Genomic DNA, 25,459 nt, shown 5'->3' with positions numbered 1-25,459 from the left:
TGCCTCGATCAATTAGTCTTATTTTATTTTACGAAATCGGCGTTAAAGGCTATAAATTCGCTGTCCAAGTGACGAAATATCGCACATTAGTAGAACTATTCAATCCTAAAACAACAAAAGGAAGTTCGACCATGAAGCACCCTCGATACCTGCTGTCCGGCCTGGCGCTGTCCATGCTGATCGCCAGCGGCGGCGCACATGCCGCCGGCTTGAGCAGCGAACACAAACCCTTCGGCAAAACCAACGACGGCACCGCCGTCGAACAATACGTGCTGCGCAACAGCCATGGCATGCAAGCCACGGTAATTACCTACGGCGGTGTGCTGCAGTCGCTGAAGGTGCCGGACAAACACGGCAAGGTCGACGACGTGGTGCTGGGTTTTGACGACGTGCAGGGCTACCAGGCCGGCACCGCGTTTTTCGGCGCGACCATTGGCCGCTTCGGCAATCGCCTGGCCGGCGGTGCCTTTGAACTCGACGGCAAACGCTACCAGGTGCCGCTCAACGACGGCCCCAACTCGCTGCATGGCGGCGCCCAGGGCTTCGACAAGCAGGTGTGGCAAGCCAAGCCGCTCAAGGACAAGGATTCGGTCGGGGTCACCCTCACCTACCTGTCCAAGGACGGTGAAATGGGCTTCCCCGGCAACCTGAAAACCGAAGTCACCTATCGCCTGAACGACAAGAACGAACTGCACATCGACTACAAGGCCACCACCGACAAACCGACCGTGCTCAACCTGACCAACCACAGCTACTTCAACCTGGCCGGCGCGGGCAATGGCGACATCCTCAAGCAGGTCGCCACCCTGCACGCCAGCCATTACACCCCGGTGAACGCCACCCTGATCCCCACCGGCGAACTGGCGCCGGTCAAGGGCACGCCGATGGACTTCCTCAAGCCCACACCTATCGGCCAGCACATCAAGAACGACCACCCGCAGCTCAAGTTTGCCGAGCCGAAACAGGGCGGGTTTGACTTCAACTGGGCCCTGGATACCAAGGGTGACGTCAAGCAGCTGGCGGCCGAGGTGCATGACCCCGAGTCGGGTCGGCGCTTGCAGCTCTACACCAGCGAGCCTGGGGTGCAGTTCTATACCAGCAACTTCCTGGACGGTTCGATGAAGGGCAAGGGCGGCAAGGCGTACCAGCATTGGAGCGGGTTCACCCTGGAGACCCAGCATTTTCCGGATGCACCTAACCAGCCTGGTTTTGCCTCGACTCGCTTGAACCCAGGGCAAACCTATACCCAGAACACCATTTTTAAATTCACTGCCGATTAAAACTGTGGGAGGGGGCTTGCCCCCGATTGCGGTGGGTCAGCTACAGATGCATCAACTGACTCACCGCTATCGGGGGCAAGCCCCCTCCCACATTTGATCTCCAGATAACTTGGATTCAGCGTTGTTTCATGCGGTCGATGACCACGGCCAGCAGCAGGATCGAGCCGCGAATCACATACTGATAAAACGTGTCGATGTTTTTCAGGTTCATCGCATTCTCGATGATCGCCAGGATCAACACCCCGGCAATCACATGGCGGATCATGCCGATACCGCCACTCAATGACACCCCGCCCAGCACACAGGCCGAAATCACCGTCAGCTCGAAGCCCTGGCCGATCATCGGTTGGCCGGAGGTCATGCGCGAGGCCAGGATCACCCCGGCCAACGCGCCGATCAAACCGTGCACGGCGAAGATCAGGATCTTGGTGCGATCAACGTTCACGCCGGCCAGCAACGCCGCTTCCGGGTTACCGCCGATGGCCATGGTGTTGCGCCCGTAGGTGGTGTAATTGAGCAACCAGCCGAAGAACAGGAAGCACACGATGGTGATCAGGATCGGCACCGGCACGCCGAACAACTGGCCGTTGCCGAACACGAAGAACTGATCCTGGGACACGCCCACCGCTTTGCCGTCGGCAAAGATATAGGCCAGGCCACGCACGATCTGCATGGTCGCCAGGGTCGTGATCAACGCGTTAACCCGCAGCTTGGCGATAACGATGCCGTTGATCAGGCCCACCATCAGGCCCATCAACAGCGCTGCGCCGATGCCCAGCATCACGCTGTCGGTATCGCGCATCACAATCGCCGCCACCACGCCGGCGCAGGCAATCACCGAGCCCACCGACAAGTCGAAATGCCCGGAAGCCAGGCAGAACAGCATGGTGCACGCAGCAATGCCCACCGTGGAAATCGCCAGGCCCAGCCCGCGCATGTTCAGCGGCGAGAGGAAGTTATCGATCAACAAGGCACACAGCACAAAGATGCCCACCGCCGCCAGCAGCATGGCCCAGTTGTCGAGCAGTGCGCGCAGATCGAGGGGTTTGCGTGCCGACGGCAACGCGTTGTTTTGAAGGGTCATGGTCGTCTCTCAGTTCGCCAGGCCGCGCGGCAAGGCCAGCTGCAGCAGGTTGGATTCAGTCGCGTTTTCGCGCAGTTGTTCACCGCGCATGGCGCCTTCGCACAGCACCAGGATGCGGTCGGAAATGCCCATGACTTCCATCAGGTCGCTGGACACTACGATCACCGCAATACCCTGGGCCGCAAGGTTGTGGATGATCTGGTAAATCTCGGCCTTGGCGCCGATATCGATACCGCGCGTGGGCTCATCCAGCAGCAGCACCTTCATCGGCATCGACAGCCAGCGGCCAAGAATGGCCTTTTGTTGGTTGCCGCCGGACAGGTACATAATTTTCTGCTCGGCGCTCGGCGTCTTGACCTTCATGGCCTTGATTTGCCCGTCGGCGTTGCCCTTTTCCCAGCCATCGCGTAGCAGCCAGCCGAACGCCGAATGCGCGCCCCGGGCACTGATGTTGATGTTTTCGGCGACGCTGGACAGCGGAATGATGCCCTCCTTCTTGCGGTCTTCCGGGCACAACAGCACACCGGCCGCGATGGCATCGCGCGGTGAACGCAATTGCAGCGGCTCACCGCACAACTCCAGGCGGCCGGCACTGGCACGCTCCAGGCCGCTGAGCAGGCGGAACAGTTCCGTGCGCCCTGCCCCCACCAACCCGAACAGGCCGAGGATCTCGCCTTTGCGCACATTGAAACTGATCGGCTCGCGCAGGCCGGGACCGAGCAGGCCGTCGACGTTCAGGGCGACGTCGCCGTGCTCGCGCGGGCGATAGTCGTAGATGTCCTGGATATCGCGGCCGACCATGCAGGTCACCAACTGATCGTGGCTCAGCGCGCTCATGTCCTCGAAGGTGCGCACGAAGCGCCCGTCCTTGAACACCGTCACCGCATTGCAGATACGGAACACTTCTTCCATGCGGTGCGACACGTAGAGCACCACTTTGCCCTCATCGCGCAGGCGCGCAATGATCGCCATCAAGCGATCGATCTCGCGCGCCGACAGGCTGCTGGTCGGTTCATCGAAGGCAATCACATGGGCGCCACGGGACAGCGCTTTGGCGATTTCCACCAGTTGGCGCTGGCCCAGGGACAGGCGCCCGAGCTTTTCCTGGGGATCGATTTCATCGGCCAGGCCCTTGAGGCACGCCAGCGCCTGCTGACGCAGCACGCCGCGGTTGACCACGCCAAAACGCGACGGCAAATGCCCGAGGAACAGGTTCTCGGCCACGGTCATTTCCGGCACCAGGTGCAGCTCCTGGTGAATCACCGCCACGCCGCTGGCAATGCTGTCGGCGGCGTTCTTGAAGGCCATGACCTGCTCGCCGATCTGCACCGTGCCGCTGCTGGGAATATAGGCACCACCCAGGATCTTCAGCAGCGTCGATTTACCCGCACCGTTCTCGCCCATCAGGGCGTGCACTTGCCCCGGGTGCGCGGTGAAGCTGATGCCATCGAGCGCCTTGACCCCAGGGAAGGTTTTGCCGATACCGTCAAAACGCAGGGCCGCAGCGGTCATTTCCACAGCCCGATCTTGGTCAATTCTTCCTGGAAATTGGCGCGGGTGATCAGGGTCACTTCGTCCATGGCGGTGTATTTGGCGGGCTCTTTACCGGTGGTGACCCACTCGTACATCGCCAGCGCGGTGTTGTAGCCCTCGATATGCGGGCTTGGCAGCATCGAGCCGAAGAAGCCGCTGTCGGCTTTCTTCAATTCGCCGATGGCGTCGGTGCCATTGATGCCGATGCCAATGACGTTGGCGGCCTTGAAGCCGGCGCTTTCAGTGGCACGTACGCCACCGAGCACGGTGTTGTCGTTCATGCCGCCGATAATCAGGTTTTTCGCGCCGCTGGGCAGCTTGACCAGGGCCGAGTTGGTGGCGTCCATGCTGCCGGGCACGTCGAGGGTTTTAAGCGCGGCGGTGAGGATATGGTCCTTGGGAATGCCGGCTTCTTCCAGGGATTTGATCGAGCCGTCGGTGCGTTTCTTGCCGGTGTCGAGTTCGTTGAAGGTGTTGATCACCGCGTAGGTGTCCTTCCAGTCCCAGCCGCGTTTTTTCGCTTCGGCGGCCATCGCGGCGCCCTGTTTCTGGCCGACTTCAAACGCGGCCATGCCCAGGTACGGCACGTCTTCCATGAAGTTGCCCTTGGCGTCGACGAAGCGGTCGTCCACGGCCATTACTTTGAGGCCGTTGACCTTGGCCTTGGCGACGATGGCCGGGCCGAGGGACACGTCCGGCGGGCAGATCACGAATCCCTTGGCGCCGTTGGCGGCCAGGCTGTCGATGGCCGAGAGGGTTTTCTCGCCATCCGGCACGGCGATCTTGATCACAGTGAAACCGTGCTCCTTGCCGGCTTTTTCGGCGAAGGCCCATTCGGTCTGGAACCAGGGTTCTTCGGCCTGTTTGACCAGGAAGCCGATCTTCACTTCTTCAGCGGCCAGCAACAGCCCGCTCAAGCTCATGGCCGAGACCGCCACAGCGGCGCAGCACAGGGAACGCAAACCACGACGACGATTCATACGGGTGACTCCTTGTTGTTGTTTTATGTTTTTGTGTAGGAGCGAGCTTGCTCGCGAAAAACCTGAGAGCACCGCGTTCATCCAGGATGAACGCGTTATCGTTGACGTTTTTCGCGAGCAAGCTCGCTCCTACAGGGTTTATCCGGCAAAGCGAGTGCAAGGTTTTCCAGGGACATCAACTTCCAGGGCCAGCACCGCACCGTCCAGGGAGTGACCCAGGGGGCTCGCGGCGCTGGTGATATACAGGGTGGTGAGATCCGCTCCACCGAAAACGCAACTGGTGGGCCGGCTGACCGGCAGTTCGATGATGCGGTCCACCTCACCGTCAGGCGCCAGGCGCAGCAGGCAACTGCCGTCCCAGCGCGCATTCCAGATATAGCCTTGAGTGTCCATGGCCGAGCCGTCCGGCCCGCCGCGTTCGTGCGGGCCGAACCACACCTGTGCGGGTGCCAGCCGGCCATCGGCGTGGATCGAATGCTGATAGAGCGTGCCATCCAGGCTGTCGCCAAAGTGCACCTGGCTACCCTCCTCGTTCCACAGCAAGGTATTGGGAATGCCCAAGCCGCTGAGCAACGGCGTGACCGTCGCATCGGCATCGATGCGAAACAGCCCGCCGGAGCGTCGCGTGATCGGCAGGTCTTCACCCTGCTCGCCAATATTGTTCTGCATGGTGCCCAGCCACAGTCGGCCCTGGGCATCGCAGCGCGCTTCATTGCCACGGTTGCCCGCTTGCGGGTCTGCCACGCACAGCAGGGTCAAGGCTTCGGTGCTCAAGTCCAGCCGGTACACACCGCTGCTCAGGGTCACCAGTGCATCGCCGCTTTCACAGGGAATGAACGCCGAGACGTGCTCGGGTAATTGCCAGACCCGCAACTGCCCGTCCATCAGGCGCAGCGCCTGCCGGGCGGCGATATCCACCCAATAAAGGGCCTGGGAAAGCACATCCCAGAATGGCCCTTCGCCCAACCGGGCACGGTGTGAGGTGACTGCGCTCAATGTCATGAAGCCTCCGGGTGACTTACAGCGATTCGCGAGACGGCGCGCCATCCACCAGCCGCTGGATACGCAGCGGGTTGGCGTTCTTCAGCGCGTCGGGCAGCAGGCTGTCAGGGTAGTTCTGGAAGCACACCGGGCGCAGGAAACGATCGATGGCCAAGGTGCCGACCGAGGTGCCACGGGCATCGGAGGTGGCCGGGTACGGCCCGCCGTGCACCATTGAATCGCAGACTTCCACGCCGGTGGGGTATCCGTTGAGCAGGATGCGCCCGACTTTCTGCTCCAGCAGCGGCGTCAGCTCGGCGAACTGTTGCAGGTCGGCCGGCTCACCAATGATCGTCGCCGTCAACTGCCCGTGCAGGCCGTGCAAGGCGGTGCTGAGCTGGGCCTGGTCGGCGACTTCGACAAACACCGTGGTGGGGCCGAAGACTTCTTCCTGCAGCACTTCGTCGCCGTCGATCAACAGGCGTACATCGGCTTTGAACAGTTGCGGCTGCGCCTGGTTGCCCGATTGCGCGTTGCCGGCCAGGTGTTCAATGCCAGGGTGGGACAGGAGTTTTTCCAGGCCCTTGCCGTAGCTGCCCAGGGTGCCGGCGTTGAGCATGGTCTGCGCCGGTTGCTCGCCGATCAGCTGCGCCACTTGTTGGGTGAATGCGCTGAATTCGGGCGAAGCGATGCCGATCACCAGGCCTGGGTTGGTGCAGAACTGACCGCAGCCTTGCACCACCGAAGCGGTCAGGTCGCGGGCCACGCTTTCGGCCCGTGCCTTGAGGGCCTGGGGCAATACAATCACCGGGTTGATGCTCGACATCTCGGCAAATACCGGGATCGGTTGCGGGCGGGCTGCGGCCATGTCGCACAGGGCACGGCCGCCCTTGAGCGAGCCGGTAAAGCCCACCGCCTGGATCGCCGGGTGCTTGACCAGCGCTTCGCCGACGCCGCCACCAAAAATCATGTTGAATACACCGGCGGGCATCTCGGTTGCTTGCGCAGCGCGAATGATTGCATCGGCGACCTGTTCAGCCGTCGCCATATGGCCGCTGTGGGCCTTGAACACCACCGGGCAGCCTGCCGCCAACGCCGCCGCGGTATCGCCACCGGCCGTGGAAAACGCCAGGGGGAAGTTGCTGGCGCCGAACACGGCGACCGGGCCGAGGCCGATGCGGTATTGGCGCAGGTCCGGGCGCGGCAGCGGCTGGCGATCAGGCAGTGCCTTATCGATACGCGCACCGTAGAAATCACCGCGACGCAGCACGGTCGCGAACAAGCGCATTTGGCCGCTGGTACGCCCGCGCTCGCCTTTGATGCGCGCTGCCGGCAGTGCGGTTTCACGGCAAACCAACTCAATGAAGTTATCGCTCAGGGCATCCAGTTCGTCGGCGATCGCATCCAGGAACTGTGCGCGGCGCGCGGCACTCAGGGCGCGGTACGCCGGGTAAGCCTGCGCGGCGGCCTTGGCGGCGGCGTCCACCTCCTCCGGGGTGGCCTGGTAGAAATCCTGGGGCAAGGCTTCGCCAGTGGTCGCGTCAACGCTTTGCAACTTGACGCTGCCGTTGGCGCTGCGCTGGCCGCCGATGAAATTGTGGCCGAGGAACTGGGTCATGAGGCTCTCCTTTAAAGGGTGATGACGTTGCCGGGTTCGAATGCCGCTTCGCTGCTGCCGACACGGTTGACCAGCGGCGCGCCGAACTCAGCCTGGCTGATCTCGAACACATCGCCGGCCTGGGTACGTATACCGTCGGCAAATGACAGCGTGGCGGTGCCGAAGAAGTGAATATGCACATCGCCAGGCTTGAGGAACTGGCGGTATTTGAAGTGGTGGTATTCGAGGTTTTCCAGGCTGTGGCACATATTGGCCTCGCCGCTGAGGAATTCGTTCCGCCAGATTTCCTCGCCGTTGCGCAGGATACGGCTGGTGCCCGACAAGTGCTGGGGCAACTCGCCCACGCGCACCTCCGGGCCATAGCTGCAACTGCGCAGTTTGGAATGGGCCAGGTACAGGTAGTTCTTGCGCTCCATGATGTGGTCGGAGAATTCGTTGCCCACCGCAAAGCCCACACGATAGGGCTTGCTGTCCGGGCCGATCACGTAAAGGCCGCCGATTTCCGGCTCTTCACCGGCGTCTTCGGCAAACGGCGGCACCGGGAAGGCTGCGCCCGGGCGCACGACGGTGCTGCCGTCGCCCTTGTAGAACCACTCCGGTTGCACGCCCGCCTGGCCGGCCGCCGGCTTGCCGCCCTCCACGCCCCATTTGAAGATGCGCATGGTGTCGGTCAAGGCGGTCTCGTCGCCGGCCTGGTGCATCTTGTCCCGCGCCGAAGCGCTGCCCAGGTGGGTTAGCCCGGTGCCGCTGATGAGCATGTGTGCAGGGTCCGGATGATCCAGCGGCGGCAGGACCTTCAGGTCGGCCAGCAGGCTCGCATAGTCATGGCTGTCGCCCAGGCCGAGGCTGTTCACCTGTTGTTCCAGGCCCACGCCCGCTTCGATGGCGGCCAGGGCCAACTCGCGCACGCTGCGCGCGGTGCGCACCTCACGCAGTTGTCTGCCCTCGACGACGCCGACGCGGCGTTCGCCGTTGCTTGACTCGAACTGAACTAAACGCATGAATTTTCTCCCAGGTTAAGGTCGTGTGGCGCCGCGGGCGCTGGCGGCGAATTGGTCAACGGGCAGCACATGCTTGCGCTCCAGCACACGGTAGACCACGCCGGTCAAGACCAGCCCGAACACCATCACCGCCGACAGGAAGTACAGGCCCGAAGCCAGGTTGCCGGTGTATTCCTTGAGCGCACCGATCACGAACGGGCCGATGTAGCCGCCGAGGTTGCCCACCGAGTTGATCAACGCAATACCCGCCGCCGCACTGGCGCCGGCGAAGAAGCGCCCCGGCAAGGTCCAGAACACCGCCGTGCAGGAAAACAGGGCGAATGCGGCCAGGCACAGCGCCGCCATTTGCAGCACCGGCGCACTCAGCCAGGCACTTGAGAACAGGCCGATGGCGCCCAGCACATAGAGCACGGCGAGATGGCCGTAACGGTCGTTCAGACGGTCGGAACTGCGCGGGATGATCAGCAGACCGATGATGCCAAAGAGGTAAGGCACGGCGGAGATGAAGCCGGTGGTGAGGTCACTGCCGCCGAACTGCTTGATCAAGGTCGGCAGCCACAGGCCCAGGCCGTAGATGCTCAAGGTCACCGGCAGGTAGAACAGCGCCAGCAGCAACACGCGCTTGTCTTTCAACGCATGCAGCGGGTTGCCGTGGCGGGTCTGGCCGTAGGCTTGCAGGTCTTTGTTCAACTCACCCGTGAGCCAGGCCTTCTCCTCCTCGCTCATCCACTTGACTTGCTTGGGGCCGTCCGGCAGGTAGCGCAGCACCGGCCAGGTCAGCAGGATCGCCGGGGTGCCGATCACGATAAACAGCCACTGCCAGCCGTGCAGGCCGAGGATGCCATCCATGCCCAGCAGGCCGCCCGACACCGGGCCGGTGATCATCATGGCGATGGGTTGGGACAGAATGAACAGCCCGAGAATCTTGCCGCGATGGCGCACCGGGAACCACTGGGTGATGTAGTACAGCACGCCCGGAAAGAACCCCGCCTCGGCCGCGCCGAGCAGAAAGCGCATCACGTAGAAGCTGTGCGGCCCCTGCACAAAGGCCATGCCGATGGTGATGGTGCCCCAGGTGATCATGATGCGCGCAAACCAGCGCCGCGCGCCGAAGCGGTCGAGCATCAGGTTGCTGGGAATCTCGAACAGGAAGTAGCCAATGAAGAACAACCCGGCGCCCAGGCCATAGGCCGCATCGCCGATGCCGACGTCGGCGCCCATGTGCAGCTTGGCGAAGCCCACGGCGGAGCGGTCCACATAGGCAATCAGGTACAGCAGGATCAGGAAGGGAATCAGTTTCAGCGTGATGCGCCGAATAAGCCGCAGTTCCTGGCTCATGGGGTCGATCTCCGATTGTTGTTTTTATAGAAGCTCGGGGGACGCCTCTCGCGAAAATCCGCCAGGGTCATACCTCAGTTGAGAAAGACTATATAGTAGGACTATTTACAAAACAACTCTTCCAAAGCTTGGTTTTTGCGCTTATGTTTAGCTACGGTTAGAACATATAGTCATACAATAAGAGAATCGATCATGTCTGATAAAAAGCCCGGCCTACGCTCCGCCCAGTGGTTTGGTACTGCCGACAAGAACGGCTTCATGTACCGCAGCTGGATGAAGAACCAGGGCATTGCCGACCATCAGTTCCATGGCAAGCCGATCATCGGCATCTGCAACACCTGGTCGGAGCTGACCCCGTGCAACGCGCATTTCCGCCAGATCGCCGAGCACGTCAAACGCGGCGTGATCGAAGCCGGTGGCTTCCCGGTGGAATTCCCGGTGTTCTCCAATGGCGAATCCAACCTGCGCCCTACCGCCATGCTCACGCGCAACCTGGCGAGCATGGACGTGGAAGAAGCGATTCGCGGCAACCCGATTGACGGCGTGGTGCTGCTGACCGGCTGCGACAAAACCACCCCCGCGCTGCTGATGGGCGCCGCCAGTTGTGATGTGCCGGCCATCGTCGTCACCGGCGGGCCGATGCTCAACGGCAAGCACAAGGGCCAGGACATCGGCTCGGGCACGGTAGTGTGGCAGCTCAGCGAACAGGTCAAGGCCGGCACCATTACCCTGGATGATTTCCTCGCAGCCGAAGGCGGCATGTCGCGCTCGGCGGGTACCTGCAACACCATGGGCACCGCGTCGACCATGGCCTGCATGGCCGAAGCGCTGGGCACCTCCCTGCCGCACAACGCGGCGATTCCGGCGGTGGATGCGCGGCGTTATGTGCTGGCGCACATGTCGGGCATGCGCGCGGTGGAGATGGTGCGCGAAGACTTGAAGCTGTCGAAGATCCTCACCAAAGAAGCGTTTGAAAACGCGATTCGCGTCAACGCGGCCATTGGCGGTTCGACCAACGCGGTGATTCACTTGAAAGCCATCGCCGGGCGCATCGGCGTCGAGCTCGACCTGGATGACTGGACGCGCATCGGCCGTGGCATGCCGACCATTGTCGATTTGCAGCCGTCGGGGCGCTTCCTGATGGAGGAGTTCTACTACGCCGGTGGCCTGCCCGCCGTGCTGCGCCGCCTGGGCGAAGCCGACCTGATCCCGCATCCGAATGCCTTGACCGTCAACGGCAAGTCGTTGGGCGAGAACACCAAGGACTCGCCGATCTACGGCCAGGACGAAGTGATCCGCACCCTCGACAACCCGATCCGCGCCGACGGCGGCATCTGCGTGTTGCGCGGCAACCTGGCGCCCCTGGGAGCGGTGCTCAAGCCATCGGCCGCCAGCGCCGAGCTGATGCAGCACCGTGGCCGCGCGGTGGTGTTCGAAAACTTCGACATGTACAAGGCACGCATCAACGACCCGGAACTGGACGTGGACGCCAACTCGATCCTGGTCATGAAAAACTGCGGGCCCAAGGGTTATCCAGGCATGGCTGAAGTCGGCAACATGGGCCTGCCGGCCAAGCTGCTGGCCCAGGGCGTGACGGACATGGTGCGTATTTCCGATGCGCGCATGAGCGGCACGGCCTACGGCACGGTGGTGCTGCACGTGGCGCCGGAAGCGGCGGCCGGCGGGCCGTTGGCCGCGGTGAAGGAAGGCGACTGGATCGAACTGGACTGCGCCAACGGCCGCCTGCACCTGGACATCCCGGACGCAGAGCTGGCGGCGCGCATGGCGGACCTGGCGCCCACTGAAAAACTCATCGTCGGCGGCTATCGCCAGCTGTACATCGACCATGTGCTGCAGGCCGACCAGGGCTGCGACTTTGACTTCCTGGTGGGCTGCCGTGGCGCCGAAGTCCCACGGCATTCCCATTAATTGGGATGCTATGATGCGGCGAATCTAAGCCAGAGCCTGCCCGTCGTTATGGATCACCAGCCGCCCAAGCCGCGCAAGAGCATGCATGCCCAGATCGTTCAGGACTTGGGCATGCACATCGTTTCCGGTCGCTTCAAGCCGGAAGAAAGACTGCCCATGGAAGCCACGCTGTGCGAGGAATACAAGGTCAGCCGTTCGGTGCTCCGCGAGGCGACGCGGGTGCTCAGCGCCAAGGGCCTGGTGTATTCCAAGCCCCGGGTGGGCGCCGTAGTGCGGCCACGCTTGAAATGGCACCTGCTCGACCCGGACGTGCTGTCCTGGTTGATGCAGTCCACGCCCCACAGTGAATTCTTCAATACCCTGGCCGGGGTGCGGCGCATTCTCGAACCGGAAATCGCCGCCATGGCCGCGACCACCGCCACCGATGAAGACATCGCCACCATCGAACACGCGTACCAGGGCATGGAAACCGCCAAGACTCACGACGAGCTGTTGCAGGCCGACCTGGACTTTCACCGCGCGATTGCCGACGCCACCCGCAACGACCTGCTCGCCTACATGTGCAACATGCTGTCGCTGCCGTTGCGTGAATCGATCAACATCACCAACCGCCGCCCGGATATCCAGGGGTTGAGCCTGCCCCGGCACAAGGCGATTCTGACCGCGATAAAAAACCGTGACGCGCTGGGCGCGCGGCATGCCTCGCTGGTGCAACTGGATGACACCCGCGTGGCGCTGGATACGGTGATGAATGTGTTGACGCCGCTGTAACGGGCCCGGAGTGTAAGTAAACGGGATCAAATGTGGGAGGGGGCTTGCCCCCGATGGCGGTGTATCAGTACCAGATAATCTGACTGACCCACCGCTATCGGGGGCAAGCCCCCTCCCACATTTGGATGTGCGTTCATATTTAGAGGTTGTAGGCGATTCCGACCTGCACCGTACGCGGCGCGCCTGGGTAGGCGTAGATATTGCCGAAGGCGCCTTCCTCATACTCACGGTTGAACAGGTTTTTCACGTCCAGATTGACGCGTACCTGTTCATTGATTTTGTAGTAACCGAGCAGATCGACCACGGTGTAGGCGTCCATCGAGAAGGTCGTATTGGCGGTCTGGCCCGCGCGCTGGTCGACGTATTTGCCGCCGGCGCCAAGGCCCAGCCCTTTCAGCGCGCCGTCCTGGAACTCGTAGACGTTGAGCAGGCTGAAGCTGTTGCGCGGGATGTTCATCAAGCGGGTGCCGGAGCGCAATGTATTGTCGCGGGTGACTTCGGCATCCACGTAAGCGTAACCGCCGATCATGCGCCACTCGGGTGTGAGGTTGCCCGCCACGTTCAGGTCGAACCCGCGGCTGCGCACCTGGCCGGCGGCGACACTGAAGGTATTGTCAACCGGGTCGGTGGTCAGCACGTTTTTCTTGTCGATCTGGTAGATCGCCGCGTCGACGCTCAGTTGGCGGTCAAGCGCTTCCCACTTGATACCCAGCTCGTAGGACTTGCCTTTCTCCGGTGCAAAACCGCCACCTTCGCGGCTTGCGCCGGTGTTGGGCTTGAACGAACGGGCGGCGTCGGCATACACCGCGACGGTGTCGGTGAGGTCGTAGATCATACCCACACGCGGGGTAACGGCGTTGTCGGCGGCCTGCCAGCTCTTGCCTGCTGGCACATAGTTTTCGTAATCATGCTCAAAGCGTTCGAAGCGCGCACCCGCCAGCACTTTCAAACGCTCGGTCAAAGCGACCTGATCCTGCACAAAGACGGCGTAGGTCTTAAGGTTTTCCTTGTCGTGGGTGGGCGTGCGGGTCAGCGCTGGACGAGGCTGGCCGTAGACCGGGTTGAAGATGTCGATCGGGTAAGTCCCCGCAGCCGCACTGGAACGCTGGATGATCGACTTGTAGTCGTAATCCTCGTATTCGACGCCCGTGAGCAAGGTGTGATCGAACGCGCCGGTGGAAAAATGCCCGGTCAGATTGAGTTGGTAGTCCTTGTCGGTCCACTCCAGCTTGCGGTAGTTGAAGTTGCGTTGCAGGGTGCGGCCATCGGCGCCCAGGCTGCCCGGCCCGTTGGCTTCGATGGCGTTGCCTTTCAAACTGCCGTCCAGCCACTGGAAGCCGCCGCCGAGGGTCCAGTTGTCGTTGAGCGCATGCTCGAAACGCAATTGCGCCATGTTGTTGTCGTTGTGCAGCTTGCCCGCGTCCTTGTCGCCCCAGAACGTATCGCGCGACGGCGTGCCGCGCTGGTTGGGAAAGCGCGTCAGACCACGGTCCAGCGGGTGATTGTTGCGCATGAAGTCGCCTTCGAAGATCACCTTGGTGTCATCGCTGGCCTGCCAGGTGATCACCGGCGCCACGCCGTAACGTTCGGTCTCGACATGGTCGCGAAAGGTGTCGCCGCCCTCGCCCACCACGTTCAGGCGATAGGCCAGGCGGCCCTCTTCGTCCAGCGGACCGGAGGCGTCCAGGGTGCCGCGCTGCATGCCCTGGTCATTGACTTGGCTGCCGAGGGTGACGCTGCGTTCGGCCAGCGGCTGCTTGGACACCACATTGAACGTGCCACCCGGATCGCCACGGCCGTAGAGCATGGTCGCAGGGCCGCGCAATACCTCCAGGCGCTCGATGGAATTGGCATCCGGCATGTTCGGGTACCCGCGGTTGATCGGGAAGCCGTTGCGGTAGAACTCACCGGTGGTAAAGCCACGCACGGTGAAGGTGGTCAGGCCCTGGCCGCCGAAGTTGTTGGCACGCCCCACGCCGCCGGCATAGTCGAGGGCATCCTGCAGGCGCGTTGCGCCAATGTCCTCAACCACCTCCTTGGACACCACGCTGATGGACTGCGGGGTTTCATGAATCGAAGTGTCGGTACGCGTCGCACTGGCTGAACGTGTGGCGTGGTAGCCCTTGACCGGTCCTTGAGCCGTCTCGAAATCCGCCGTGCCGGTCACAGTGGTCGCTTGCAACTCAAGGCTGGTTTTTTCGGTGGGGACACTATCTGCCCAACTGAACGGGGAAAACGCCTGCAGCACACAGATGGAAATCAGGGTACGACGCATGGATGTTGAACCTAGTGAATGAGCCAGATGGGGCGGCAAACCTGCCAAGAATTCGCCGCGCATCATATATCAATGCATTCTCGTTTGATATCCGTTCTCATTTGTTATTTTTCGTGTATCAGCTTTGTACGAAGTGGCGCGGATTGTCTGATGGATGAAAAACAAATGTGGGAGGGGGCTTGCCCCCGATGGCGGTGCATCAGTCAAAAATACTTAGACTGACCCACTGCTATCGGGGGCAAGCCCCCTCCCACATTTAGATGTGCGCAAAAACGCTTTCTACTGGCCTCAGCGATAGCGTTCCAACCAATGCGCATAAGGCGCCGGCAAGGTCCAGGAGGATTTGTCCACGCCCAGTTCCTTGGCCGCAAAGTACGCCCAATGCGGATCGGCCAGGTGTGCACGGCCCACCGACACCAGGTCAAGATGCCCGGCCTGCAGCGCGCCTTCGGCCAGTTGCGGCGTACCAAAGCCCCACGCCGACGTCACCGCAATACCCGCTTCGCGGCGCACACGCTCGGCGATCGGGCCCAGGAAGGCCGGGCCCCACGGGATGTTGGTGTCGGGAATGGTGAACCCGACGCTGACGCTCAGCAGGTCCAGACCACCGGCCTTGAAACGGCGAGCCAATTCGATGGACTCGGTGAGGGTCTGCTCATCGCGACCGTCGTATTCGATCACACCGAAGCGTGCGGTAAGCGGCAGGTTTTCCGGCCAGACTTCGCGCACGGCGGCCAGGGTTTCCAGGAGGAAGCGGCTGCGGTTGTCGAAGCTGCCACCGTAGGCGTCGGTGCGCTGGTTGGAGTGTTCGGAAAAAAAGCTCTGGCCCAGGTAGCCATGGGCGAAGTGCAGTTCGATCCACTCAAAACCGGCATCACGGGCGCGACGGGCGGCGTCGACGAAATCCTGCCGGACCCGGGCGATATCGTCCAGGGTCATGGCACGCGGCACCTTGGGCAGGTTCTCGCCGAACGCAATCGCCGACGGGGCGATGGTTTCCCAGCTACGGGCATCGGACGCAGGGATGTGGTCGTCGCCTTCCCATGGGCGGTTGGCGCTGGCTTTGCGACCGGCGTGGGCGATCTGGATACCCGGTACGCACCCCGCCGCCTTGATGGCCTTGACCATGGGCACGAACGCCTCGGCATGGGCATCGCTCCAGATACCGGCGCAGCCTGGAGTGATACGCCCCTCAGGCGAGACGGCGGTGGCCTCGACCACCAGCAGGCCGGCACCGCCACGGGCCATGCTGGCCAGGTGCACGTGGTGCCAGTCATTGACCATGCCGTCGTCGGCCCTGTATTGGCACATCGGTGGAATGGCAATGCGATTGCGCAGGGTGACGTCTTTGAGTTTGAACGGTTCGAATAATGCGGACATCAGATACTCCGAGGGAAAGGTGGATTGATTCGATAGTTCGATGGTAATCGAACTATGGTGTCCAGTGCCACCCCCCTGTTATGATTTGCTCCATGCGCGCATTCAAACACCCTACCCTGCAAGAACTCACGCTGGAGCGTCTGCTTTACGCCCTCAGCGACCCCGTGCGCCTGGAAATCGTGCGCTGCCTGGCCGACGTGCCCGAAGCCACCTGTGGTGAACTGGACGGTGGGCGACCCAAATCCAGCGTGTCCCACCACTTCAGGGTATTGCGCGACGCCGGCCTGGTGAACACGCGCAATGTGGGCACCACCCACATGAACTCATTGCGCCGTGATGAACTCGAGGAGCGTTTCCCCGGGTTGCTGGCCAGCGTACTGGCCCAGCGCTGAATCACGCCGGCAGCGCTTCAGGCCGCGACGGGCCGCAGCGGCGCGCCATCCAGATGCACACAGTCCTTGCCATTGCGCTTGGCGCCATACAGGTTCTTGTCGGCGATCTTGAGTACCATCGACAGTTCGTCACCTGAGGCAAAGCGCGCCATGCCGGCACTGCACGTATAGTTGTGCGGGGCCGCGACGCTGCAACGGATCGCCTGCAGCAAATCCAGCACAAACTCGCAGGCAAACGCCGGGTCATCGCCCTGCAACAGCACGCCGAACTCTTCCCCGCCGATCCTTCCAAAGCTGTAGCTGCCTGTGGCGTTTTTCAGGCAGAGCGCCATCGCGCGCAGAATTTTGTCGCCAACGTCGTGGCCATACCGGTCGTTCATCGCCTTGAAACTGTCGATGTCGAGCATGATGAAGTAGCCACCGTGGCCGCTGTCGAGCAACTTTTCGAAGCTCTGCATGAACGCGCGCCGGTTGAGGATAGACGTCAGGTAATCGGTCTCGGCCAAGGCGCGAAACTCACTTTCCACCAGCAACACCGAACGCAGGTTCTTCAGGTACGAGTAACTGAGGATAAAACCGATCGACACCGACGAGGCGCAAAATATCAACAGATAGCCTTGGGTTGCGGCATACAGCTCGGCCTGCATGGGCGACCACAGGATGAGCCACACCGACAGCGCGCCGACCAGATAGTCCTGAACGCTGATAAACAGGATGGCGCTGCCGACCACCAGCGTGACCGCCAAGGGCAAGCCATAGATACGCAATTGCGGATTCAAGTGAATCACATAGGCAAACCCCACTGACAACAGCACGATGTAGGTCACCCCCAGCAAGCGCCACAGTAGAAAGTTCGTCGTCAGCGAATGAACACGGCAAACAAGCAACAGGGCAAGGGTGACACTCAACATATACAGGTCCAACAGCGTTGCCTGCATCCAACCGATACCTGTCCAGGCAATGATGCCTATCCATTCGGCTTGCGTGACCGCAGGCGACAGTAACCTGCGCATCCTGGGTCTCAACTTCAAGTGAGCCGGCATCCTTACGCTCCCATTTCAATAGCATGCAGGCCCACCGCAAATGAAAAGGCCATGAACCGCTTTACCAGGCTGACGAAGGGTGGCAGCACTTCCAGGCGGGTCTTGGAGTGCGCTTTGAAATAGCCCTTTTCAACGCCCTCCTGAACCATTCGGATAATGTGGGTCTTGGACACCGAAAGTTGCTTGGCCAATGCAAGATAAGACGATGACCTGAACGTTGCCCGATCATTTTCCGGCGCAAAGGCATCGTTATAAATGGCCAGCATCAACAGGTGCCCGGCGTCTCTTTTCACCAGCCAGTAACACTCGGGCAGCAATACATCGACCGTCAGGTCGGCGTCGAGAATGATGGCAAAGCCCCTGAAGTAGAGGGCCAGGAAGCCGCGATCATCCAGCTCGCGCATTTTCCGGAATATCGCCCGGTCAGGGTACAGCCGCGCCAACGACTCGGTAAGCGAGTTCAACATCAAGCGTGCTTCACGGCAGGCTTCATCCGAGGGCGCATACACTCGGAAACGGCTGTCTTCCGGGTGCGGCGCCACCTCCATGAAGCCCAGCGCGCGTAATAACAGAAACATTGATTCCAGGCTGTTTTTTGAACAATACCTGCGCGTCACGCACAGGGTTTTAACTTCGGACAACAACGGTAACGGTGTGGCGAAGTACTCACTCAATAACGCAAACGACACCATCAGACGACTGTACTTAAGTGCACTCTTGTAGAAAAACGGTCGTCTGGAATAGGGCACGAGCAGCACGTGGTAATGCGCTCTCAAGCACGATTCAAAATCCTTATGACGTTCGATTGCTTGCGCGGTACTCCACATAGCCGACTTCAACGAACTGACATGCATGAAAGAGCCCTGATCATCCAACTTGATTCCTGATCTCAGCTACGAAATCCCTGCAGCCCGGCCCCAAAACAAATCACGTGGTAAACCCTGCGGTTAATGGCTTTTTGCCTCGAACGCAATGTACAGCGATTGCTGCGCAAGACGTCATCAGTACCAAAGTTGTTCCAGTTTGCCGGTGCCTCCTGCCATCGGCAGTTCGAAGACACTTCCTGTTACATCCACCCCGGCGTCGCGCTAAAACATCCAACCAGGTCTCGTTGGGCGAACCTTCATCCGCCTGCGGCGTCGTAACCTGGCATTGTCGCCAAACGCACGCGCGAGGTTCTCGTTTGAAAGCTGCCCTTCTCAAGAAATACCGCCTGATCATCAAGACCATGGGCTATGTGGGCTGGGCCCTGTTCTGGCTGTTGTTGTGGGATATCGCCGTCACGGTGGATTTCATGCTGTTCCTCAACTCCAAGATCAACCTGCCGCTGATGCCCCTGACCTTGCTGGGTTCGGCGCTGGTGGTGCTGATCAGCTTTCGTAACAGCAGCGCCTACAACCGCTGGTGGGAAGCGCGCACTTTATGGGGCTCGATGGTCAACAACTCGCGCAGCTTCGCGCGCCAGGTGCTGACCCTGCTGGACGACCCCGACAGCGAAGTGAACCCGATCAAATCGACCCTGCTGCGCCGTCATGTGGCCTATGTGAATTGCCTGGCCGCGCACCTCAAGGGCGAGCCCTGCCCGGAGGAAGTGCGCGCGTTCATCCCAGACGAGGAATTCGCACGCAATGGCGCCACCAACAACTTTGCCAACGACATCCTGACCGGCTCGGCCGCCTTGCTCGCCCGGGAATACAAGGCCGGTCATCTGGACAGCATCCGCCTGGCGCGGCTGGAGTCGACCCTGGTGGACCTGTCCAATGCCCAGGGCGGCATGGAGCGCATCGCCAACACGCCGCTGCCCTACCCCTACGTGTATTTCCCACGGCTGTTCATTTCGCTGTTCTGCCTGATCGTACCGGTGGGCCTGGTGGAATCCCTCGGTTGGTTCACCCCGTTGGCCTCTACGGTGGTGGGCTTCATGCTGCTGGCGATCGAACGCATCGGCACCGACCTGCAAAGCCCGTTTCGCTCCAGCGAACATCAGATCCAAATGGAAGCCATCTGCGAAACCATCGAGAAAAACCTGCAGTCCATGCGCCGTGACGCCCTGGCCGGCGATCAAATCGGCTGAGTCCCCGCCCTTCCCCCTCAAGTGCCGGCGCCCTCGGTCGATAAACCGAGGGTACGCATGGCCTCGGCCCCATAACAACGCATGCGACGCTTAGCACGACCGTTTCCCCCTTGCCAAAACTATAAATACCCGCGGGTGAAGTCATGAATATCAAGCAGAAGCTGACATGGGCGTTTGCGGCCATCGCGTGCGTGCCGGTCATCCTGGTCGCCGTTATTGTGGTGTTGAATGTGCGCGAAGGCGCCCTTGCCAACTTTCTCGACAGCAGCGGTCGCGAGATCCGCCAGATCGACAATGGCATGAAGCAGTTTTTCGACGGCATCAGCCAGAACGTGGAATTCGTGGCCAAGGACCCGCGCGTTGTTGCGGCCAAGGACCTGAAAAGCTACGCCGGCGCGGATGGGGCGAAAATCCCCCTCACACCGACCAATATCGAGCTGCTGGCGATATTCGACCAGTTCGCCAAAAGCCATCCCAGCACCGCCTACCTGTCCCTGGGCCTGCGCGATGGCGGCTACGCCAGCTGGCCGGACGACACCAAGCTGAACAACTACGACCCACGCGTGCGCCCGTGGTACCAGGCCGCCGTCGCTGCACCGGGCAAGACCGTGCGCACCGGTGCCTACTACTGGGCGCCGGACGATGTGGTGCTGATCGGCACCGTGCGCACCGTCGCCGATGCCACGGGCAATATCCTCGGCGTGGTCGGCCTGGACGTGTCGCTCAAGCAACTCACTGAACTGGTACGCACCATCAAGCTGGGCGACAGCGGCTACTTGATGCTGGTGGAAGACAACGGCAACGTGCTGGTAGACCCCAGCGATGCCAAGCACAACTTCAAGCCCCTGGCCGACCTGGGCCCCAACTACGCCGAACTGGCCAAGGGCGGCGACGGCGTGACTCAGGTCGACATCGACGGCGTGGCCTACATGGCCAACGTGGTCAGCTCCAAAGACCTGGGCTGGCGCTTTATCGGCCTGATCAAGCGCGATGAAGTAATGGCCGGCGCGACCCGCCTGACCTGGTTGATCGCGGCCATCGCCGCGGTATTGGCCGTCGTGTTCGCCATTGTCGGCGCCAGTTTCGCCCGCGTGATCGTGCGCCCGATTCGCGGCGTGGCCGATGGCCTGCAGGAAATCGCCGAAGGTGAAGGCGACCTCACGCGTCAGCTCAAGGTGCAAGGCAAGGACGAAACCGCCATCCTCGCCGGCTGGTTCAACCAGTTCCTGGGCATGATTGCCCAACTGGTGCAACGCATCGGCAACGCGTCCTCGGACCTGCAAACCGCCGCCGCCGACACCAGCGAAGTGGCCAGTAACATGAACCAGGCCGCCGGTCGCCAACGCGAAGCGGTGGAACTGGTGAGCACCGCCTTCAACGAGATGGTGGCAACCGCCAATGAAGTGGCCCGTTCCTGCAGCGCCGCTGCGGTGAGTGCCGACGAAGGCTATCGCGACGTACACAACGGCCAGCAGCACATCGGCGAAGCCACCGGCAGCGTGCTCAAGCTCAGCGAAGACTTGCAGAAGTCGACCCAGACCATGCAGTTGCTGGAGCAGGACAGCCAGAACATCAACACCATCCTCGACACCATCCGTTCGATTGCCGAACAGACCAACCTGTTGGCGCTCAACGCCGCGATCGAGGCGGCCCGCGCCGGCGACCAGGGCCGTGGTTTTGCGGTGGTGGCCGACGAAGTCCGCGCCCTGGCTCGACGCACCGCCGACTCCACCGGCGAGATCGACAGCCTGCTGGGCAATCTTGCCCGCCGCACCCAGGAAGTCACCCAACAGATGCAAGGCAGTTTGCTGGTGTCGCACACCAGCGTCGAGCGTATCCAGCAGGCCCGCGACAGCTTCGAAAAGATCCGTGGCTCGGTGGACTCGATTCGCGACCAGAACACCCAGATCGCCACGGCCGCCGAAGAACAGCACCAGGTGGCCGAAGAGATCAACCGGCACATCGCGCAGATCCATGCCGATGCGCAGCTGGTTGAAGAGTTTGCGCATACGGCGCAGACCGGCTCGGGGCGTTTGACCGACATTTCCGGTCAGCTCAACGGTCTGGTGGGCCGCTTCAAGTTCTGACGTCCTCTCCCAAAGCAGGCGGTGAGCCCTTCACCGCCTGATCGCTGCACCCCTTCCCCCCCTCAAGCACTGCCAGCGAGCAACTGTAGGAGCGAGCTTGCTCGCGAAAAACTTCAACGATAACGCGTGCTTCCTGAATGAACGCGGTGCCTGTGAGTTTTTCGCGAGCACGCTCGCCCCTACAGCTATTGCGCTTCTCGTATTATGGTATACCATCATACGCAGACCCTCACTTAGACGGAGCAGCCCATGAGTTTCGAAATCCGCAAGATCGTCAGCTATGTAGAAGAGACCTTTATCGAGGGCGGCAAAGCCTCCGACACGCCCGTGAAAATGGTCGGCCTGGCCGTGGTGCTGAAAAACCCCTGGCTGGGTCGTGGTTTCGTCGAAGACCTGAAGCCGGAAATTCGTGCCAACTGCTCCGACCTCGGCGCGCTGATGGTCGAGCGCCTGGTCGCCATCATCGGCGGCGCCGAGAACATCGAGGCCTACGGCAAAGCGGCCGTGGTGGGTGCCGATGGCGAGATCGAACACGCAAGCGCGATCATCCATACCCTGCGCTTCGGCAACCACTACCGTGAAGCGGTCAAGGCCAAGAGCTACCTGAGCTTCACCAACAAGCGCGGCGGCCCGGGCACCTCGATCCAGATTCCGATGATGCACAAGGACGACGAAGGCCTGCGCTCGCACTACATCACCCTGGAAATGCAGATCGAAGACGCGCCGCGCGCCGACGAAATCGTCGTGGTGCTGGGCTGCGCCGATGGCGGTCGCCTGCACCCACGGATCGGCAACCGTTATATCGACCTGGAAGAGCTGGCGGCTGAACAAGCCCAGTAAGCAACACCGGCCATGACAAAAAGCATGCAGGAGCGCTCCATGATTCGGCTCACCGCTGAACGCACCCCGGCCGGCACCAGTTACCTGGCGACCGGCCAAGGCCAGCCTGTGGTTTTGATCCACGGCGTGGGCCTGAATAAAGAAATGTGGGGCGGGCAAGTCGTTGGCCTGGCCACGAAATACCATGTGATCAGCTATGACATGCTCGGCCATGGCGCCAGCCCGCGCCCGGCCGCCGGCACGCCGTTGCTCGGCTATGCGGACCAGTTGCTGGAACTGCTCGACCACCTGCAAGTGCCCCAGGCCACGGTGATCGGGTTTTCCATGGGCGGCCTGGTCGCACGGGCGTTTGCCCTGCATTACCCCGACCGCCTCAAAAGCCTGGTGGTGCTCAACAGTGTGTTCAACCGCAGCCCCGAGCAGCGTGCCGGCGTCATCGCGCGCACGGCCCAGGCCGCCGAGCACGGCCCGGATGCGAATGCGCAAGCGGCGCTGTCGCGCTGGTTCAGCCCTGAATACCAGGCGGCCAACCCGGCGCAGATCGCCGCGCTGCGCCAGACCCTGGCGGGCAACGACCCCCAGGGCTACCTCACCACCTACGAGCTGTTTGCGACCCAGGACATGTACCGCGCCGACGACCTCAAGGGCCTGCGCGTGCCCACCCTCGTCGCCACCGGCGAACTGGACCCCGGCTCGACGCCGGAAATGGCCCGGCAACTGGCCGACTGTATTCCCGGCGCCACGGTTGCGGTGCTGGCCGAGCAACGGCATATGATGCCGGTGGAATCACCGCGCCTGGTCAACAGCCTGCTGCTGGGGTTCCTCGACACCGTGTACACCCAAAATAATCCAATAAAGGGGATCGTTGCATGACACTCGCACGCTTCCAGATGTGCATCGGCGGTGAATGGGTCGATGCCCTGTCCGGCAAGACTTTCGACAGCCTCAACCCGGCCCTGGCCGAACCGTGGGCGCAACTGCCCGATGCCGATGAAGCCGACGTGGACCGCGCCGTACAGGCCGCGCAAACGGCTTTCGAGAGCCTGGCCTGGCGCGGCCTCAGCGCCACCGCACGGGGCAAACTGCTGCGCCGCCTGGGTGACTTGATCGCACAGAACACCGAACAACTGGCGCAGTTGGAAAGTCGCGACAACGGCAAGCTGATCCGCGAGACCCGCGGCCAGGTCAGCTACCTGCCGGAGTTCTTCCACTACACCGCAGGCCTGGCCAACAAGCTCGAAGGCGGCACCTTGCCGCTGGACAAGCCGGACCTGTTCGCCTACACGGTCCACGAAGCCATGGGCGTGGTCGCCGCGATCATTCCGTGGAACAGCCCGCTGTACCTGACGGCGATCAAGCTCGCGCCGGCCCTCGCGGCAGGCAACACCATCGTGATCAAGCCCTCGGAACACGCTTCGGCGACCGTCCTGGAACTGGCGCGCCTGGCCCTCGAAGCCGGCATTCCACCGGGCGTGGTCAACGTGGTGACCGGCTACGGCCCAAGTACCGGCGCCGCCCTCACCCGTCACCCACTGGTGCGCAAAATCGCCTTCACCGGCGGCGCGGCCACCGCACGGCATGTGGTGCGCAGCAGTGCGGAGAACTTCGCCAAACTGTCGCTGGAACTGGGCGGCAAGTCACCGAATATCATTTTTGCCGACGCCGACCTCGACAGCGCCATCAACGGTGCGATTGCCGGTATCTACGCGGCGTCAGGGCAAAGTTGCGTGTCGGGTTCGCGCCTGCTGGTGCAGGATGAAATCTACGACGAGTTCGTCGAGCGCCTGGTGCAGCGCGCCGAGCGCATCCGCATCGGCAACCCTCTGGACGATGCCAGCGAAATGGGCCCCATGGCCACCGCCCAGCAACTGGCTGTGGTCGAAGGCCTGGTGGCGGATGCCATCGCCGAAGGCGCACGCCTGCGCACCGGTGGCAAACGCCCGCAGAACCTCGGTGCAGGCTGGTTCTATGAGCCGACGCTGTTCGAGTGCGACGCCAACTCAATGAAAATCATGCAGGAAGAAGTGTTCGGCCCAGTGGCTTCGGTGATTCGTTTCAAGGATGAAGCCCAAGCGCTGGCGATTGCCAACGACTCCCAGTTCGGCCTCGCCGCCGGCATCTGGACCCGCGACCTGGGCCGCGCCCATCGACTGGCCCGCGACGTGCGCTCGGGGATTATCTGGGTCAACACCTACCGCGCCGTCTCGGCCATGGCGCCCATCGGCGGCTTCAAGAACAGCGGCTACGGACGCGAAAGCGGCATCGATTCGGTGCTGGCCTACACCGAGCTGAAGACGGTGTGGATCAACCTGTCCCAGGCGCCCATGCCTGATCCCTTTGTGATGCGTTAAGAGGCCACACCCATGATCGAACCCGGCATTTACAAAGACGTCATGAGCTCGTTTCCTTCGGGCGTCACGGTGGTCACCACCCTCGACCCGGACGGCGGCATCGTCGGCATTACCGCCAGCGCATTCAGTGCGCTGTCGATCGACCCGGCCCTGGTGCTGTTCTGCCCCAACTACGCGTCGGACACCTACCCGATCCTGCGCGACAGCAAGCGCTTCGCCATCCACCTGCTGTCCGCCGGCCAGACCGCCGAAGCCTATGCCTTCGCCGGCAAAGGCAAGGAAAAGGCCAAGGGCATCGAGTGGCACTTGAGCGACTTGGGCAACCCGCTGCTGGCCAACGCCACGGCCATCATCGAGTGCGAGTTGTGGCGCGAATACGACGGCGGTGACCACGCGATCATTGTCGGCGCGGTGAAGAACCTGATCCTGCCCACACAGCCGGTCACGCCGATGATCTATCACAAAGGCAAGCTCGGCCCGCTGCCGACCCTGGCCTGAGGAG

Annotated in this window: 20 protein-coding genes and 2 pseudogenes; 11 read left to right on the top strand and 11 right to left on the bottom strand. The window is 61.9% G+C overall.

The window, feature by feature from the left end:
• Positions 1-131: 131 nt before the first annotated feature.
• Entirely contained in the window at positions 132-1,280 is a 1,149-nt protein-coding gene (locus BOP93_RS10475) for an aldose epimerase family protein (RefSeq protein WP_104502539.1), read from the top strand.
• Positions 1,281-1,395: 115 nt separating this feature from the next.
• On the opposite strand, the gene araH is transcribed toward BOP93_RS10475, so the two are convergent.
• From araH to BOP93_RS10435, 7 genes are all read right to left on the bottom strand, one after another.
• Complete coding sequence (araH, locus tag BOP93_RS10470) at positions 1,396-2,364, bottom strand: L-arabinose ABC transporter permease AraH (protein WP_104502538.1); 969 nt, start codon at positions 2,362-2,364, stop codon at positions 1,396-1,398.
• Between the two features lie 9 nt (positions 2,365-2,373).
• On the bottom strand, positions 2,374-3,876 hold the full coding sequence (gene araG, locus BOP93_RS10465; RefSeq protein ID WP_104502537.1) for an L-arabinose ABC transporter ATP-binding protein AraG: 1,503 nt from the start codon (positions 3,874-3,876) through the stop codon (positions 2,374-2,376).
• Complete coding sequence (locus tag BOP93_RS10460) at positions 3,873-4,877, bottom strand: substrate-binding domain-containing protein (protein WP_065883611.1); 1,005 nt, start codon at positions 4,875-4,877, stop codon at positions 3,873-3,875. Before BOP93_RS10460 ends, araG begins: the two co-directional genes overlap by 4 nt.
• 138 nt (positions 4,878-5,015) lie before the next feature.
• On the bottom strand, positions 5,016-5,879 hold the full coding sequence (locus BOP93_RS10450) for an SMP-30/gluconolactonase/LRE family protein (protein WP_104502536.1): 864 nt from the start codon (positions 5,877-5,879) through the stop codon (positions 5,016-5,018).
• A 16-nt stretch (positions 5,880-5,895) separates the two neighbouring features.
• The gene (locus BOP93_RS10445) at positions 5,896-7,476 is read right to left on the bottom strand and encodes an aldehyde dehydrogenase (NADP(+)) (RefSeq protein WP_104502535.1); all 1,581 of its coding nucleotides are present in this window, start codon (positions 7,474-7,476) and stop codon (positions 5,896-5,898) included.
• Between the two features lie 11 nt (positions 7,477-7,487).
• Entirely contained in the window at positions 7,488-8,477 is a 990-nt protein-coding gene (araD1, locus tag BOP93_RS10440) for an AraD1 family protein (RefSeq protein ID WP_104502534.1), read from the bottom strand.
• Between the two features lie 15 nt (positions 8,478-8,492).
• Entirely contained in the window at positions 8,493-9,815 is a 1,323-nt protein-coding gene (locus tag BOP93_RS10435) for an MFS transporter (RefSeq protein ID WP_104502533.1), read from the bottom strand.
• 192 nt (positions 9,816-10,007) lie between these two features.
• Between BOP93_RS10435 and BOP93_RS10430 the strand changes: the two genes are divergently transcribed.
• Positions 10,008-11,744 (top strand): IlvD/Edd family dehydratase, encoded by a 1,737-nt coding sequence (locus BOP93_RS10430; protein WP_104502532.1) that lies wholly within the window; start codon positions 10,008-10,010, stop codon positions 11,742-11,744.
• Positions 11,745-11,792: 48 nt separating this feature from the next.
• Positions 11,793-12,515, top strand: coding sequence for a FadR/GntR family transcriptional regulator (locus BOP93_RS10425; protein ID WP_057721977.1), 723 nt, complete (start codon positions 11,793-11,795; stop codon positions 12,513-12,515).
• 139 nt (positions 12,516-12,654) lie between these two features.
• Here the strand turns inward: BOP93_RS10425 and BOP93_RS10420 are convergent, their stop codons facing one another.
• Together BOP93_RS10420 and BOP93_RS10415 are read right to left on the bottom strand one after the other, a co-directional pair.
• Positions 12,655-14,790 (bottom strand): TonB-dependent siderophore receptor, encoded by a 2,136-nt coding sequence (locus tag BOP93_RS10420; protein ID WP_104502531.1) that lies wholly within the window; start codon positions 14,788-14,790, stop codon positions 12,655-12,657.
• Between the two features lie 288 nt (positions 14,791-15,078).
• Positions 15,079-16,170: an NADH:flavin oxidoreductase/NADH oxidase gene (locus tag BOP93_RS10415; protein ID WP_104502530.1), complete on the bottom strand. Its 1,092-nt coding sequence runs from the start codon at positions 16,168-16,170 to the stop codon at positions 15,079-15,081.
• Between the two features lie 92 nt (positions 16,171-16,262).
• Between BOP93_RS10415 and BOP93_RS10410 the strand changes: the two genes are divergently transcribed.
• Positions 16,263-16,562 carry an ArsR/SmtB family transcription factor gene (locus BOP93_RS10410; protein ID WP_065883595.1) on the top strand — a complete coding sequence of 100 codons (300 nt, stop codon included), beginning with the start codon at positions 16,263-16,265 and terminating at the stop codon, positions 16,560-16,562.
• Positions 16,563-16,579: 17 nt separating this feature from the next.
• Here BOP93_RS10410 and BOP93_RS10405 read toward each other — a convergent pair whose 3' ends face one another.
• Complete coding sequence (locus BOP93_RS10405) at positions 16,580-17,605, bottom strand: GGDEF domain-containing protein (RefSeq protein ID WP_167400615.1); 1,026 nt, start codon at positions 17,603-17,605, stop codon at positions 16,580-16,582.
• A gap of 2 nt (positions 17,606-17,607) precedes the next feature.
• Positions 17,608-18,459, bottom strand: a complete 852-nt coding sequence (locus BOP93_RS10400; protein ID WP_170875999.1) for a hypothetical protein — start codon at positions 18,457-18,459, stop codon at positions 17,608-17,610.
• A 329-nt stretch (positions 18,460-18,788) separates the two neighbouring features.
• Between BOP93_RS10400 and BOP93_RS10395 the strand changes: the two genes are divergently transcribed.
• The 7 genes and pseudogenes from BOP93_RS10395 (at position 18,789) to BOP93_RS10370 (ending at position 25,455) form a co-directional block, all read left to right on the top strand.
• Positions 18,789-19,679 (top strand): bestrophin family protein, encoded by an 891-nt coding sequence (locus BOP93_RS10395; protein ID WP_057721971.1) that lies wholly within the window; start codon positions 18,789-18,791, stop codon positions 19,677-19,679.
• Between the two features lie 143 nt (positions 19,680-19,822).
• Positions 19,823-20,905: pseudogene (locus BOP93_RS28160) on the top strand (HAMP domain-containing protein); the annotation flags it as partial.
• A 345-nt stretch (positions 20,906-21,250) separates the two neighbouring features.
• Positions 21,251-21,766: pseudogene (locus BOP93_RS28155) on the top strand (methyl-accepting chemotaxis protein); the annotation flags it as partial.
• A gap of 249 nt (positions 21,767-22,015) precedes the next feature.
• A complete protein-coding gene (locus BOP93_RS10385) occupies positions 22,016-22,606 on the top strand; it encodes an amino acid synthesis family protein (protein WP_065883587.1) in 591 nt (196 codons plus the stop codon).
• Between the two features lie 39 nt (positions 22,607-22,645).
• The gene (locus BOP93_RS10380) at positions 22,646-23,479 is read left to right on the top strand and encodes an alpha/beta fold hydrolase (protein WP_104502527.1); all 834 of its coding nucleotides are present in this window, start codon (positions 22,646-22,648) and stop codon (positions 23,477-23,479) included.
• Positions 23,476-24,957 carry an aldehyde dehydrogenase gene (locus tag BOP93_RS10375; RefSeq protein ID WP_104502526.1) on the top strand — a complete coding sequence of 494 codons (1,482 nt, stop codon included), beginning with the start codon at positions 23,476-23,478 and terminating at the stop codon, positions 24,955-24,957. The genes BOP93_RS10380 and BOP93_RS10375 overlap by 4 nt, the downstream gene beginning before the upstream one ends.
• A gap of 12 nt (positions 24,958-24,969) precedes the next feature.
• Positions 24,970-25,455: a flavin reductase family protein gene (locus BOP93_RS10370; RefSeq protein ID WP_104502525.1), complete on the top strand. Its 486-nt coding sequence runs from the start codon at positions 24,970-24,972 to the stop codon at positions 25,453-25,455.
• The last annotated feature ends 4 nt before the right edge of the window (positions 25,456-25,459 follow it).

Source organism: Pseudomonas orientalis (genome assembly GCF_002934065.1).
Lineage (GTDB): Bacteria > Pseudomonadota > Gammaproteobacteria > Pseudomonadales > Pseudomonadaceae > Aquipseudomonas > Aquipseudomonas orientalis_A.
This window is presented reverse-complemented; position numbering and strand designations above follow the sequence as displayed.